This window comes from Fulvivirga sedimenti (genome assembly GCF_020328055.1).
This window is the reverse complement of sequence record NZ_JAIXNE010000005.1, coordinates 1-14,584: the sequence shown is the minus strand read 5'-3', so window position 1 is coordinate 14,584 and position 14,584 is coordinate 1. Positions and strand designations below refer to the sequence as shown.

Below are 14,584 nucleotides of genomic sequence, written 5' to 3'. Positions count from 1 at the left end.
GATCTTCAATTCATGTTGCGAGTGATTTTTTTAGCAGGATTGATCTGTAGCTTCATTTTTACAGAGCTGGAAGCACAAATTCAGTATAACCTTAGCACCAAGTCGAAAAAGGCAGCGGAGTATTTTGCCGAGGCAGATAATTTCAGGGTTCGCGGTCAGTACGACGAGGCGATTTCCTGGCTGCAGAAGGCGATTGACAAAGACAAGGAATTTTACGAGGCGTATCTGCAACTAGGCCTTATATTAAAGGCGCTGGGTAAACTGGCAGAAGCACAGTCGGTCCTGGAAAAGATGGCGGATCTTCCTCATCCCAATCACGCACCCACTTATTTCGAATTGGCAGATCTCTACATCCAGCTGGGAGATTATGAATCAGCAAGAACCAATGCACAATCCTTCCTCGACCTGAATCCGCGCAACAGTAAACGCGCTTCTGAAGCACAGCAGATTATAGATAATGCCAATTTCGCGTTGGAGAATGCTTCGAAAGCGGCGGCATATAATCCGGTTCCGCTTCCTGCTGAGGTAAATGCTTTTCCGATGCAATACTTTCCGGTTGTAACTGTTGATGGAAATGCCATTATATATACAAGGCGTAATGGGATGACCATGGATTACGATGAAGACCTGGTAATCTCAAGAAAAGATCAAAACGGTAAGTGGCAAATGCCCGAGTCGCTTTCCCCAAACATCAACTCAGCGTTTAATGAAGGTACCTGCACGATTTCGGCTGACGGTCGGCGCCTAATATTTACATCTTGCCTCGGACGGAAGGGATATGGCAGCTGTGATCTTTTTATCACTGAACGGCAGGGCGATGAATGGTCGGAACCCAGAAACCTCGGGGATCGGGTGAATGGCCCGGAATGGGATTCACAGCCCACCTTGTCACCGGACGGCCGCACATTATATTTTGTGTCTACGCGTAAGGGTGGAATTGGTGGCCGGGATATCTGGATGACGACACTGAATGAGGCTGGCGAGTGGACCAAGGCGGTGAATCTGGGTGCGGCTGTAAATACAGCAGAGGAGGATGTTTCACCTTTTATTCATCCCAATAACAGGACGCTTTATTTTGCCAGTAATGGAAGAACCGGTTTCGGAGGTTACGATATTTATTTTACAGAGCGTACAGGAGACGGTTGGTCGGAACCGCAGAATTTCGGTGCGCCGGTAAATACGGGTGAAGACCAGGTGAGCCTTTTTATAAGTGCGAATGGGGAAAAGGGATATTATTCCCTGGAAGATCAGTCGAACCCCAGCGTTAAGTCGAGCATTTATGAGTTTGATGTGCCTTCGGATATGCGTGTCACCTCTCGGGCTTCCTATGTATTCGGGGTGGTAACGGATGCTGAGACCGGGGAAGTGATCGAGGCGGATATTGAATTATTTGATCTCGCGTCTGAAGAGCGTGTTGGCTTGGTGAGTTCAGATCCTGTTTCCGGGGAGTATCTGATTGTACTTGCCGAGGGTTCGGATTATGCGCTGTATGTAAACGAAACCGGGTATTTGTTTACCAGTTTGTCGTTTGCGTATGACCGGCAGACCCAGCTGGAGCCGATCCGGCAGGACATCACCCTTACGCCTATTAAAGAAGGTTCACGAACGGTTCTCAATAATATCTTCTTTGAAACCGATAAATATGCTTTGCAGGAGCGCTCTCAAACGGAGCTGAATAAGGTAATACGGTTCATGAATACTAATCCGGAATTAAGGATTGAGGTTTCCGGCCATACCGATGATGTGGGGGCAGACGATTATAATCTCTCACTGTCAAATCGCAGGGCCAAATCGGTGTATGATTATCTCACCCAAAATGGAGTGGAGCCGGAACGTATTCGATATGCCGGATATGGGGAACAACGCCCTGCATTTCCAAATGATTCCGATGAGAATCGCAGCAAGAATCGGCGAATAGAGTTTGAAATCATCAATTAGGCTCAAAAAATCACTTCTTTCCTAACGTCGCGAAAACGACAAACAACGTTTAAACATCTTGTTTAAAAAGGGTTACACCATTTTGGTGGAATTTTTGAAACATATATTACACATATATGCAAATTTTCTTTTATGTTTGAACGTAAAGCAAAATTATTTTCAACCTAAACAAAGCAATATGAAGAAGTTTTTACTACTTGTTTTCATGTTGACCTTCACGCTTGGCTTCGGCGAAGTGTGGGCTCAGAACCGAACCATATCGGGGAAGATCACATCCATAGAGGATGGTTCGACCTTACCTGGTGTGAACGTAGTACTCAAGGGTACAACGATCGGTACGGTGACTGACATTGATGGGAATTACTCCCTGTCGGTCCCTGCGGATGGTGGTACACTTGTTTTTTCTTTCGTTGGACTAGCCACGAAAGAGGTAGAGATTGGAGCACGCTCTGTCATCGACGTACAGATGGCACAGGATGTGACTGAACTCTCGGAAGTTGTTGTAACCGGTTACGGTGTAGAACAGAAACGTGATCTGACAGGATCTGTCGCCTCGATTAAGAGCGATGTGATCCAGGACTTGCCCATGCAGTCATTCGATCGCGCGATGCAGGGACGTGCTGCCGGTGTACAGATTTCTTCTGGTTCCGGACAGCCCGGTGGAGCGATCAACGTAGTAATCCGTGGTTACGGATCCCTATCTGATAACACTCCTTTATATATTGTCGATGGTGTTCAGGTAAACACTGGTAGCGTAGGAACCCAGGGTTCTACAAACGCACTGGCAGGTATCAACCCGAACGATATTGAATCAATTGACGTATTAAAGGATGCGGCTGCTGCTGCTATTTATGGTGCACAGGCTGCTAATGGTGTTGTAATCATTACAACCAAAAAAGGTAAGAAAAATCAAACCAACCTTAATCTGAATTATCAGCGTGGATGGGCAAAACCGATGAACTATTATGACATCATGGATGCTCCTCAGTTTGCTGAAATCAGGGAAGAAGCTTATATCAATGCGGGATTGGATCCTGCAGCGGCATGGGCGCAGTATGGTAACCCTGCTGATCCTTCTAGCTTCACGCCTCAGGATTGGTTTGATCTGATGTTCCGTACAGGTGACATTGAGACTTATGGTCTTACACTTTCCGGAGGAACCGACAAAACACAGTTCTATATTTCCGGTGGATTTGAAAAGCAGGAAGGACAGATCATCCAGTCCAGCTGGGATCGTGCAAACCTGCGTATGAATTTGGATCATCAGGCGACTGACAAGCTTAGAATTGGAACGCAGTTGCAGTTGGCACGTCAGCATACTTTTGGATCTATTGCAAACGGTAACTTTGTAAACGGACCATTCTCAGCGACAGCTGTACTTCAGCCTAACTCTCCCGCTGTCGATCCTGAAACAGGTGAATACAATCCGTATCCTGCACATTTCCCTCAGACTGGTGCTGGTCACTACTTCAACTACAACATCTACCAGGGTGTGAATGAAGAAAGAAGGGAAGCTTATACGGTACAGGCTTTGACAAGTATGTCAATCTCTTATCAGATTCTTCCATCGTTGACAGCGCAGGTATTTGGTGGTCTTGATTTCCAGGATAACCAGGATATCAACGAGCGTCCTGCTACAATTCCTGTGTTCTCATCTTTCGGTGGTCAGACTTTTGTAAACAACCGTCGATTCCTGAACTGGAACACAAACGCAACTTTGAACTGGTCGCAGCAATTTGGCGATCACAAGGTTAGTGCAATCGTAGGTTACGAATTCAAAGAAGAAATTGTAAACTCTGAATCTGCCACTGGTCGTGGTTTTGCCAACACTGAGCTTCGTCTGCTCGGTCAGGCTGCAAACCCGCAGGCTATCAACGGAACGTGGACTTCATACAGAAGAAACGGTGTATTTGGAAGGGTTAACTATGATTACAAAGGTAAATACCTGATCAATGGTACATTGCGTCGTGATGGTAACAGCCGTTTCGGTCGTAACAACCGTTACGGTACATTCTGGGCAGTTGGTGCTGCATGGCGTATCTCTGATGAGGCATTCCTTGAGAACTCTTCATTCATTGATGAATTAAAAATCCGTGCAAGCTGGGGTGTTCTTGGTAACGCGAATGGTATCGGTAACTTCCAGTCTCTCGGTGTATACGGCGGTGGAGTACAATACTTAGGTAATGCTGGTCAGCGACCAATCCGTCTTGAAAACGACCTGTTGTCGTGGGAGAGTGAAGAACAAATCACATTAGGATTTGACTTTGCAGTACTTGGCAGCAGACTCTATGGTGCGGTTGATTTCTTCCGCTCAGATACTCGTGATCAATTATTCAATGTTCCGCTTCCTACTGATTCAGGATTTGGATCAATCACCGCTAACGCTGGTGAAGTAAGAAATGAAGGCGTTGAGATTGAAGTGGGTGCAGTTATCCTTGATGTCGGTGGATTCCGCTGGAACTCTGATTTCAATATCTCGTTTATCAAGAACGAGCTCACCGAATTACCAGGTGGTGAGGAGCGAATCGGTAACACACTTATTGTTGGCGAGCCTGTAAACTTCCTGTTTGGTGTTCCTTACGCAGGTGTTAACCCTGCTAACGGTAAAGCAATGTGGCTTGATTCACTTGGCAATCCTGTTTATAACGTACAGCAGCGTGATGGTCGTGTGTTAGGTTCTCAAATCCCTACCAAATTTGGTGGATGGAATAACACGTTCTCTTACAAGGGACTCTCACTGGCTGTTTTCTTCCAGTATTCATTGGATTACGTAGTGGCCAATGCAGAACTGTACAACATAGCAGAATCTGGTTCAACTCGTAACAACCAATTGGTTACACAGCTTGACAGATGGCAGAATCCAGGTGACATCACCAACGTTCCGATCGCGTATGAAGGTGGTGTTGTAGATGGTTTCGACCAGCAATTCCCGGGATTCTTCCCTAGCCGTTTTATGTCAGATGGTGGATATGTTCGACTTAAGCAGGTTACGCTTTCTTATGAATTCCAACCTTCACTTTTGAGCAAAATCGGTTTGAAGCGCGTGCAGGTATTTGCACAGGGCCTTAACCTGGTTACCTGGACGAAGTATGATGGAATTGACCCTGAGGTTATTGAATTCAATAACAATGCCGGTCTGTCCACTTTTGGAGCGTATCCAAACCCTCGTCAGTATACTTTGGGTGTAAATATTGGACTCTAAACTGAAGAATGATGAAAATTTATAAAAGAATATTCACACTTGTGCTGGCCGGATCTATGCTGGCGGCATGTGAGGAGCAAATAAATGTAGAGCCCAGAGATTCTATTACGCCAGAGATTGCCCTGGCTGATTTGGGTGGCTATGATGCACTTTTGTCTTCTGTTTACCGAAGAATGCATGAGTTCGGCTATTACGGCCAGACCATGATTCTTGATGCAGAAGCATTGTCAGATAACCTTGTGATTGCCAACAATACAGGTCGTTACACAGGTGAAGTTGTAAACTCAGTTGGTGCTCACGTTGACATCTGGGGACGTTATACTGCAATCAACGAGGCAAATACGGTAATAGCGGGTGTTCCTGACGTTGAAGGAACTGATGCTGCTAAGAATCGTATCCTTGGTGAAGCGTTGTTCCTGAGAGCGTTGATGTATCATGACTTGTCTAAAGCTTATGGTTATGAGCCTGGTCAGGAAGTGAACGGGTTTAACCTTTCGGTAATTCTGCGAACTACACCTACTATTGGTTTGAGTGATGCGGATTTCCGTGAGCGTTCAACTAACACAGAGGTTTATGCACAGATCGAACAGGATTTGTTGGCTGCAATTAACCTTTTGCCGGTTGAAACTGGTACCACCGGATTCCCGGCGCGTGTATCAAGATCAGCTGCGAAGGCGTTGCTGGCACGTGTTTATCTATTTGCCGGTCGTTATAATGATGCCGCAAATTATGCGGATCAGGTGATTAATGAAAGCACTATTGAACTGCTGGAGGGAGATGAATACCTTGCCTCTTGGTCATCAACCACTCATGGCGAGTCAATTCTTGAATTTGACATCGCGCTGGTTGACTGGTCTACAGTTGATGGTGTTAACAACTCGATGAACTCGGTTACTGCCCAGCATGACGCTGATTACAATCCAACTGGTGGACAGTATGCTGTTGCCGGAAGCGATGATTTGATCAATTCCATTGAAGCCGGAGATCTTCGTGGCGATTTGTGGGTAGATTACAACGGAAACTGGGAAAACCTGAAGTGGAGAGGTGAAAAAGGAGATTACCGCGAAAACATTCCGGTTATCCGTATTTCTGAAATGTACCTTATTTCAGCCGAAGGGAAGGCCAGGTCCAACAATGAGTCCGGGGCAAGAACAACAATCAATGAGTTGCGTGCAGCTCGTGATCTAGATCCTACTTCTGCAACAGGCGCTGCTCTAGTTGATTTGATCATGAATGAGCGTCGTGTGGAACTTGCTTTCGAAGGACATCGCTGGTTTGATCTGAAGCGTCTTGGAATGGATATTCCTAAGCCTCAGACAACATTTGGGCAGCTGGATTACACAGACTTCAGAATGATTGCCCGTATTCCGGTTGATCAGGTCGTTTTGAATGAGTCGTTACAGCAGAATCCTGGATACTAAAAACTAGAAATTATGAAAAGATTTAATTTATATTTAGCAATTCTGCTTGGGTTTTCAATGGTCCTGACGGGCTGTTTTGATGACCCGGGCACGGATATCGTTTGGGAGGGCTCCTATGTTGAAATCCAGGAGGCAACTACTGCCGCAGGGTCGACTATTTCAAGAGCTTATGCCCAGCAGCCTAATGGAGTAGGAACACCAGTACGTTTACGGGTGAATCTTTCGTCAGCTGCTTTGAACAATCCTGTTACTGTGAACTTTGAGTTCAGCGGCTCAGCGATTGAAGGCGTTCACTACAACAAGGTGACCAGTGGTAATTCGGTTACAATTCCTGCTGGTGAATTTTATGCGTACATCGATTATGAAGTACTTACATTTAACTTCGGAACTGATGAGGCGCAGACAATCACCGTAACGCTTACAGGTGCAAGTGATGGAGTTGAGTTGAGCAACTACGCAACCCTTACTACCAATACGCGTAAGGAATGTTCATTCAGTATTGCCAACTTTGTTGGATCATATTCGTGTATAGAACCCGGCTACGGTGGTTCACCTTATGATGTGACCTTCACAGAAATTGATGCCACGACAGTTGAAATCGATAATTTCTGGGACTTCGGTGGTGTTGCACAATACGAATTTGATGCATCAGGTGGTGTGACTTTGCCAGAACAAACTATCCAGATGGGTGGTGAAGGCTGGGTAGTCGCCGGAAGTGGTACTTATGACCCTTGTACCGGATCCTTCTCAGTAGATTATACTGTTGTGCGTGTTTCTGATGGGCTGACCTATGATGATAACACCCATACGTTCAATCGAAATTAACATTTGATCAAACTATTGGAAAAGGCGGATGAAAGTCCGCCTTTTTTTTGCTAAATCTAACGCAACCTTTATGGTGCGTTTTGGGTTATACTCATAATATTTACTGTGAAATAATAGCGGATGGGATATTTGGATAAAATCCTTCTGAGTTTAGTCTTTGTATTCTTGGCATTAACTTCAGGTGTTGTTTTTGGCCAGGAAAGTTATTTAAAGCAGGCTGCTGAACTTGCTGAATTAAAACAGGAGCAGGAAGCGCAGTATGATCAGAAGGAACAACGAGTTCAGGAATATATTGAACAACACAAGATCAGCAGATCGTTTATTTCAATGGAAGGCACATCGTATTTCATTGATTATATAGATGAGTGGGGGAAACCCGTTTATATAAAAACATTTAACATTGATGCGGCTAAATCTGTTGGCGTTGACCAATTGAGGCAGGGTGGTGGTCTTGGAGTGAATCTACGTGGAACCGGTATGACTGTAGGAGTATGGGAGGTTTTTGGCGTTATGCAATCGCACCAGGAATTCGGAAACCGTGTACTTACTCAGGATGCAGCAAGTGAAATAGATAACCATGCTACTCATGTTACAGGGACAATCATTGCAGCTGGGATAAACCCAACAGCACAAGGTATGGCCCCGGAAGCAAGGGCATTGCTGTACACAGCGAATAATGATGTAGCAGAAATGACCGGCCGCGCTAAGCCCGATCAGACAAGTCTCCTGCTTAGTAATCATTCTTACGGACTTTCATTAGGATGGGATTTTAACAATGGCAGCTGGTCATGGAATGGAAATGCTTCCATCAGTCCGGATGAAGATTATCGTTTCGGTCTATACGATGCCAAGTCCAGGGATATGGACCGACTAGCATTTAACGCACCCTACTATCTTATCGTGAAATCTGCCGGAAATGACCGGAATGATGTGGGTGACGGTTCAAGACCAGCGGATGGACCTTATGATATTATAGGATCATGGGGCAACGCAAAAAATATTTTAACGGTTGGGGCAGTTGAGAAAATTCCCAACGGATATACCGGGCCACAAGATGTTCGGATTAGTTCATTCAGCAGTTGGGGGCCTACTGATGACGGGAGGATCAAACCAGACATTGTTGGGGTAGGAGTCGGCTTAATTTCACCAATTTCAACCTCTGAGGAATCTTATGGTTCGCTCAGTGGAACAAGTATGTCGGCACCTAACGTAACAGGTTCGCTTGCATTACTGCAGCAGCTTCATAAACAGGAGACAAATAATTTCATGAGGTCAGCCACTCTTAAAGCACTGATCATTCATACAGCTCATAAAGCAACTAATTCGGATGGTCCGGATTACAGACATGGCTGGGGGCTTCTTAATGCAGCGGGTGCGGCAAAACACATTCTTGATAGGGATAACCTGAATAATTTCATGCAGGAGCGGGTTCTTCAGGAGGGTGAAACCTACGAAGTAGCGATTCACCCTGTTACCGGCACCAAGGTAACTGTTACAATTGCATGGACAGACCCTGAAGGCACACCTTCGCCTGCAGTGCTTGACCCCACGGATCTTAAGCTCATTAATGACCTGGATATTCGACTCGTTGATGATGCCGGAAATGAGTTCATGCCCTATATCCTGGAACCAGATAATCCCGGAAGATCCGCACAACGAGGTGATAACTTCAGGGATAATGTTGAAAAAATTGAATTGTTTAATCCTGAACCACGCCGATACCGTGTTGTTGTATCACATAAAAATACACTTAAGAACGGCCAGCAGGCATTTTCCTTGCTGATTTCACAAACTGCGGCATATGAGGATGGCGACCGGCGTGCACTTTACTGGATAGGTGGTGATGGCGAATGGAACAATGGAGCTAACTGGTCTCTCTCAAGTGGAGGAAGTTCTGCCAATACCGTGCCTCTTTCAACGGACCGTGTTGTAATTGATGAAAACTCATTCAGCGGGAATGATCAATTCATATCCCTCAGTGGTAACGTCGAGGTATTTTCATTTGCCTGGTTGAATAAGTCAAACAACGGAATTTCACTGAACGGTCATACACTGCGGAGTAATGATGATCTTGTTGTGAGCTCGGAGACATTTTCAGTTTCAACTGAGGGAACCTTCTCGGTTAGGGGTAATGGACTGTTTGATCTTGGTCCGAATTCTCTTCCTCTGCTTAACCTATATTTTGATGCAGCCAATGCTAACTGGGCAATTCCTGGTTTTGTGGACGTCAATCGGATTCAGCTTAATCGTGGAAATCTTTCACTGGCTGGTGCAATTGGTGAAATCAGGGAAATCATTACATCTGGAACCAATGCCAAGGCACTGGATCTTTCAGGAGCCTCGATTAGTGGTCTTGCGCTCTTTGAGCTGGGCGGAAGCAGCCTGAATATTGCATCAGATAATTCAGAACTTACCTTCATTAGTACTAATGAAGCATCTATTGTGTTTTCGGGGAAGGAATTTGAAGGTACTTTTATAAATCCGGGAGGAACACTGTTTGTAAATACGTCTGATGCTAGTATACAGCGTCTGGAAGGTTTGGGAATCATTGAATTTTTGAATAGTTCCAGGGTTGATTCCCTGATTCTGGAACCGGGAGCTCAACTGGTCGTTGACGCAGGAACTGTGCTTAGCATATCTCAATACTGGGAAATAAATAGTTCTGCCACGAATCCGGTTAGTATAGTGTCTTCATCTCAAAGTGAGGTTTCAACGATTTCCATCGATACCTATGAGAAGTTTTGTTTTGATCATTTGAATATTGATCATGTCAATTATTCCGGAGAAGGAAAAGTGAGCATAGGGCTAAATAGCTCAACGACAAATGCTGTTGGCTGGCTGGCTCAAACATGTGACGATGTTTTGTTTGCCGACTTTGATGTCTTGTACAATTGCATTGAAGGGATGACGTACTTTATCAATCAAAGCTCCGGATCAATCACGGGTTATTCATGGGATTTTGGTAATGGAAAATTAGCTACAAGTGAAAATGGATATAACCAATATACAACGGCAGGCCCATTTAATGTTTCATTGACTATTGCGAATGGTGGTAGTGTAGAATCTGTTACGAGATCGATTTCAATCATACAGCCGAATCCGGCGCTGAACGACAATAAAATAGTTCAGAATGAAAATCAACTTGTAAGTGAAAAAGCGGGACAGGCTTACCAGTGGTTTTTGGATGATGAGCTTCTGGAGGGTGAGACAGCTCGAATTTATCAAATCGGGAATCTTGGAGGGGATTTCTTTGTGCTAACATTCAACGAAGGATGTAACAGCATTTCCGATTCCGTGACTGTAGAAGTAACAGGTATTGAAGATGTAATATTAGATGAATCTGCCGCAAAGGAGATTTATGTGTATCCTGTTCCGGTAAAACAAAATCTTACAGTCAGCTGGCCGGAGACCTTAAGGCCCAATCGACTGATATTGTTGGATTTACATGGAAGGTCGCTGTATAATGAGGAAATTAGAAGTGAAAGTAATACCTTTGTGGTCCCAATGTTGAGCCTGCCATCCGGCATGTACTGGCTGCGGTTAGAAAGTGATAAAGGTGTTTATATCAGAAAAGTAATTAAGTAATTATCATGGTTAGTATTGTTCGAAATAGTATAATTATATTCCTCTTCATGTTGGTGTTCCTTCCGGGATTTGCACAGATACAAACGATTCAGGGCAGTGCCAATAGTGTGATAATGGAAAAAAAATATCAGACCACAGAAGGAACCCCCTACCTCTATAAGGACTGGAAGACAGGTACTATTACCGATATCGACGGGAAAAAGATCGATGCGGCATTATTGAAATATGATTCATACCAGGACCAGCTGCAGATATTCAAAGACGGGACTACACTTATTCTGGATGCGAAACTGTACCCGGAATTCACTCTCAATTTTTATGAAGAAGGTAGTACGACGCAAATAAACAGGAGATTTAAAACAGCCACCTCATTGGAATTACTCGGTGGAAAGGGTTTTTATGAAGTGTTTTATGAAGGGAAGCATAAATTAGTGAGAAAGTATAAAACAGATTTTATTAAAGATCTTGTAAGTGATTATGGTACGAACAAAGAGGTGGAAAAATTTGTGACTACAGATATGTTCATACTTGTTACACCCGATGGCCGAATGGCTGAGGTAAAAGGAGGCAAGAATTCGGTTTTTGAATTACTGGGAGATAAACAAGATGAGGCCAAGGCCATTGCTAAAAAAGCACGCTACAACATAAAAAATGAATATGATTTTGCTTTGTTGCTTGAAAAACTTGATGATGGTGCAATTAATTAAATAAAGCTTTGAGGTAGGTCTGCACATATCGTGTAATGCCCTCTTCCAACTCAGTAAAAGGTCTGTCGTATCCGGCAGACCTTAATTTTTTCATGTCAGCCTCCGTGAAATACTGGTATTTGTCCCTGATATCCTCAGGTGTATCGATGAAGGAGATGTTTTCGGGTACATTCATAGCGCTGAATACAGCTCGTGTTAAATCGAGGAATGTTCGGGATTTACCGGTACCGAGATTATAGATACCTGATTGCTGTCTGTGATGCATCAGCCAGATACAAACATCAACCACATCATCCACATAAATAAAGTCTCGCTGCTGTTCTCCGTCCTTGTATTCCGGATTGTGGGAACGGAATAATTTCATGCCCCCGGTTTTACGGATCTGATTGTATGCGTGCCAAACCACTGATGCCATTCTGCCTTTGTGATATTCATTCGGACCGTACACATTAAAAAACTTCAGACCGGCCCAGAAAAATGGTTTTTCTTCCTGTTCAAGTGCCCAAACATCGAAGTCCTGCTTTGACTTTCCATAGGGATTCAGAGGCTTCAGCATAGGTATTTTCGCTTCATCATCTTCGTAACCCTGTTCACCGAGACCATATGTGGCTGCCGACGATGCATAAACAAGGGGAATCTGGTATTTTACACACCGGGTCCAGATGTCTTTTGTATAATCTGTATTCATGATACGAAGGAGTTCCTCATCAAACAGCGTTGTGTCTGTTTTAGCCCCGATGTGAAAGATGAATTCTACTTCCTCGTAATTCACATCCAGCCATTCCATAAATTCTGCCCGCTCCACAAATGAAAGGATATTCAGTTTGTCCAGGTTTCGCTCCTTTTCGGGAATTCCAAATTTGTCAACGGCAATAATGTAATTGAACCCATCGTCATTGAGCCTTTTTATAAGCCGGCTTCCAATAAATCCTGCTGCTCCGGTAACAACTATCATATGATCTTTTTTGCCAAATTAATCCATCCCATGCATATTGTAAAATATAGAGGAGGCATTGTTATATTTGCACCGAAATCAAGTTGTTATGATTTACGTTAGCCGGGAAGAACATTTTAACGCTGCACATAAGCTCTATAACCCTTCATGGAGCAGGGAGAAAAATCAGGAGGTATTCGGTCCTTGTGCCAATGAAAACTGGCATGGCCATAATTTTAACCTGATTGTAACCGTGAAGGGTACGCCTGATCCGGATACGGGTTTCGTTGTCGATCTGAAGAAATTAAGCCGGCTTATACGCACTGAGGTGACCGATAAACTTGATCACAAGAATTTAAACCTCGACGTCCCCTTCATGGAGGGAAAAATGGCATCTACGGAAAATCTGGTCATGGAGATTTGGAAGATTTTATATGGCTCTCTTCCGGAAATAGCCCCGGATGCGCAGTTACACTGTGTCAAGCTCTATGAAACGCCCCGCAATTTTGTAGAATATTTCGGCGAATGAGGTATTTTCTCATAGCCGGAGAAAGATCTGGGGACCTTCATGGTTCGAATCTCATAAAATCCCTCAAAAAACAGGATGTTCAGGCCGCCTTTTCGGGAATAGGTGGTGATCAGATGCAAGCTGCCGGTATGGATATATTTATCCATTATCGGGAGATGGCTTTCATGGGCATTGTAGAGGTTCTTCAAAACCTTCGTTCGATACGGCGAAACCTTAAAAATACGGAGAAGGAAATACTGAGGATCCGCCCGGATGTCGTTATTATGATCGATTATGGCGGATTCAACATGAAACTTGCTGCTCGTTTAAAGGGTAAGGGTATCCCAATACATTATTACATTTCGCCAAAAGTCTGGGCATGGAACCAGGGTAGGGCATGGAAGCTGAAGAGAACTGTCGACCAGATGCTGGTGATATTACCCTTTGAGAAAGATTTTTTTCGAAGATTCGATTGGAATGTAGAATATGTTGGCAACCCTGTGCTGGATGCCGTGAAGGATCATGTTTATAATACAGATCAATCATCCACCTCCCAGGTGGCCCTGCTTCCCGGCAGCCGAAAGCAGGAACTAAAATACATGCTTCCATTAATGGAGGAATTGGCCAGGGCACATCCTGAATGGTCTTTCGGATTGGCGACGGTTGATAACCTCGACAGCAGGCTGTATGAAGATATATTGAATCTGGAAAATGTAAGTGCGTATAAGGGGCATACCTATGATCTTTTGAAGCAATCAAAGGCAGCGGTTGTTACCAGCGGCACTGCCACCCTGGAAACTGCACTGATCAAAATCCCACAGGTCGTCATTTACAGGGCCAGTCCGATCACCTATGCCATCGGTAGCCGCCTTGTGAAAACACCGTATATTTCCCTGGTAAACCTCATCGCCAATAAAGAGGTGGTAATAGAGCTGCTTCAGGACGAGATGAACCTGAAAAACCTGGATGCCGAATTATCCAGGCTGATGAATGACGGAGATTATCGAAATCAGATGATATCTGCCTATGATTCTATCTATGACACCCTCGATGTGGGTCGTGCCTCGGATAATGCTGCGCGATTGATCGTTCGATATTTGGGGGATTAATTAACAACCAATGTGACGCGGTTTACCCATGCGCCGTGATCCACCCATGCGCCGTGGTCCACCAATGCGCCGTGGTCCACCAATGCGCCGTGGTCCACCCATACGCCGTACCTACGGCACGGATACCCATACGCCGTACCTACGGCACGGTTATGAATGCGCCGTAGCCCACCAATACGCCGTACCTACGGCACGGATACCCATACGCCGTGGTCCACCCATGCGCCGTGATCCACCCATATGCCGTGGTCCACCCATGCGCCGTGATCCACCCATACGCCGTGGTCCACCGATGCGCCGTGGTCCACCAATGCGTCGTGATCCACCCATGCGCCGTGGTCCACCCATGCGCCGT

The 14,584-nt window shown here is 44.9% G+C and carries 10 protein-coding genes; 8 read left to right on the top strand and 2 right to left on the bottom strand.

What is annotated here, in order from left to right; all coding sequences use genetic code 11:
- Window positions 1-12: 12 nt before the first annotated feature.
- The 6 genes from LDX50_RS23745 to LDX50_RS23720 all read left to right on the top strand — a co-directional run bounded on the left by LDX50_RS23745 (window position 13) and on the right by LDX50_RS23720 (window position 11,678).
- The gene (locus tag LDX50_RS23745) at window positions 13-1,938 is read left to right on the top strand and encodes an OmpA family protein (protein ID WP_225698772.1); all 1,926 of its coding nucleotides are present in this window, start codon (window positions 13-15) and stop codon (window positions 1,936-1,938) included.
- A gap of 178 nt (window positions 1,939-2,116) precedes the next feature.
- Window positions 2,117-5,140: a SusC/RagA family TonB-linked outer membrane protein gene (locus LDX50_RS23740; RefSeq protein WP_225698771.1), complete on the top strand. Its 3,024-nt coding sequence runs from the start codon at window positions 2,117-2,119 to the stop codon at window positions 5,138-5,140.
- An 8-nt stretch (window positions 5,141-5,148) separates the two neighbouring features.
- The gene (locus LDX50_RS23735; protein WP_225698770.1) at window positions 5,149-6,561 is read left to right on the top strand and encodes a RagB/SusD family nutrient uptake outer membrane protein; all 1,413 of its coding nucleotides are present in this window, start codon (window positions 5,149-5,151) and stop codon (window positions 6,559-6,561) included.
- A gap of 12 nt (window positions 6,562-6,573) precedes the next feature.
- Window positions 6,574-7,386 (top strand): hypothetical protein, encoded by an 813-nt coding sequence (locus LDX50_RS23730; protein ID WP_225698769.1) that lies wholly within the window; start codon window positions 6,574-6,576, stop codon window positions 7,384-7,386.
- Window positions 7,387-7,551: 165 nt separating this feature from the next.
- Window positions 7,552-10,971 (top strand): S8 family serine peptidase, encoded by a 3,420-nt coding sequence (locus tag LDX50_RS23725; protein ID WP_225698768.1) that lies wholly within the window; start codon window positions 7,552-7,554, stop codon window positions 10,969-10,971.
- Window positions 10,972-11,084: 113 nt separating this feature from the next.
- Window positions 11,085-11,678 carry a hypothetical protein gene (locus LDX50_RS23720; RefSeq protein WP_225698767.1) on the top strand — a complete coding sequence of 198 codons (594 nt, stop codon included), beginning with the start codon at window positions 11,085-11,087 and terminating at the stop codon, window positions 11,676-11,678.
- Here LDX50_RS23720 and rfaD read toward each other — a convergent pair.
- Window positions 11,671-12,633: an ADP-glyceromanno-heptose 6-epimerase gene (gene rfaD, locus LDX50_RS23715; protein ID WP_225698766.1), complete on the bottom strand. Its 963-nt coding sequence runs from the start codon at window positions 12,631-12,633 to the stop codon at window positions 11,671-11,673. The genes LDX50_RS23720 and rfaD overlap by 8 nt on opposite strands.
- A gap of 88 nt (window positions 12,634-12,721) precedes the next feature.
- Here rfaD and LDX50_RS23710 point away from each other — a divergent pair, with 88 nt between their 5' ends.
- Complete coding sequence (locus tag LDX50_RS23710) at window positions 12,722-13,141, top strand: 6-pyruvoyl trahydropterin synthase family protein (RefSeq protein WP_225698765.1); 420 nt, start codon at window positions 12,722-12,724, stop codon at window positions 13,139-13,141.
- The gene (gene lpxB, locus LDX50_RS23705; protein ID WP_225698764.1) at window positions 13,138-14,229 is read left to right on the top strand and encodes a lipid-A-disaccharide synthase; all 1,092 of its coding nucleotides are present in this window, start codon (window positions 13,138-13,140) and stop codon (window positions 14,227-14,229) included. The genes LDX50_RS23710 and lpxB overlap by 4 nt, the downstream gene beginning before the upstream one ends.
- 150 nt (window positions 14,230-14,379) lie before the next feature.
- Here the strand turns inward: lpxB and LDX50_RS30885 are convergent.
- On the bottom strand, window positions 14,380-14,584 hold a 205-nt coding region (locus LDX50_RS30885), incomplete at its 5' end, for a hypothetical protein (protein WP_255647391.1).

Excerpts from the sequence above, each read along its gene's own strand:
- LDX50_RS23745 (WP_225698772.1), top strand. The coding sequence starts at position 13 with ATGTTGCGAGTGATTTTTTTAGCAGGATTGATCTGTAGCTTCATTTTT.
- LDX50_RS23740 (WP_225698771.1), top strand. The coding sequence starts at position 2,117 with ATGAAGAAGTTTTTACTACTTGTTTTCATGTTGACCTTCACGCTTGGC.
- LDX50_RS23735 (WP_225698770.1), top strand. The coding sequence starts at position 5,149 with ATGATGAAAATTTATAAAAGAATATTCACACTTGTGCTGGCCGGATCT.
- LDX50_RS23730 (WP_225698769.1), top strand. The coding sequence starts at position 6,574 with ATGAAAAGATTTAATTTATATTTAGCAATTCTGCTTGGGTTTTCAATG.
- LDX50_RS23720 (WP_225698767.1), top strand. The coding sequence starts at position 11,085 with ATGGAAAAAAAATATCAGACCACAGAAGGAACCCCCTACCTCTATAAG.
- rfaD (WP_225698766.1), bottom strand. The coding sequence starts at position 12,633 with ATGATAGTTGTTACCGGAGCAGCAGGATTTATTGGAAGCCGGCTTATA.
- LDX50_RS23710 (WP_225698765.1), top strand. The coding sequence starts at position 12,722 with ATGATTTACGTTAGCCGGGAAGAACATTTTAACGCTGCACATAAGCTC.
- lpxB (WP_225698764.1), top strand. The coding sequence starts at position 13,138 with ATGAGGTATTTTCTCATAGCCGGAGAAAGATCTGGGGACCTTCATGGT.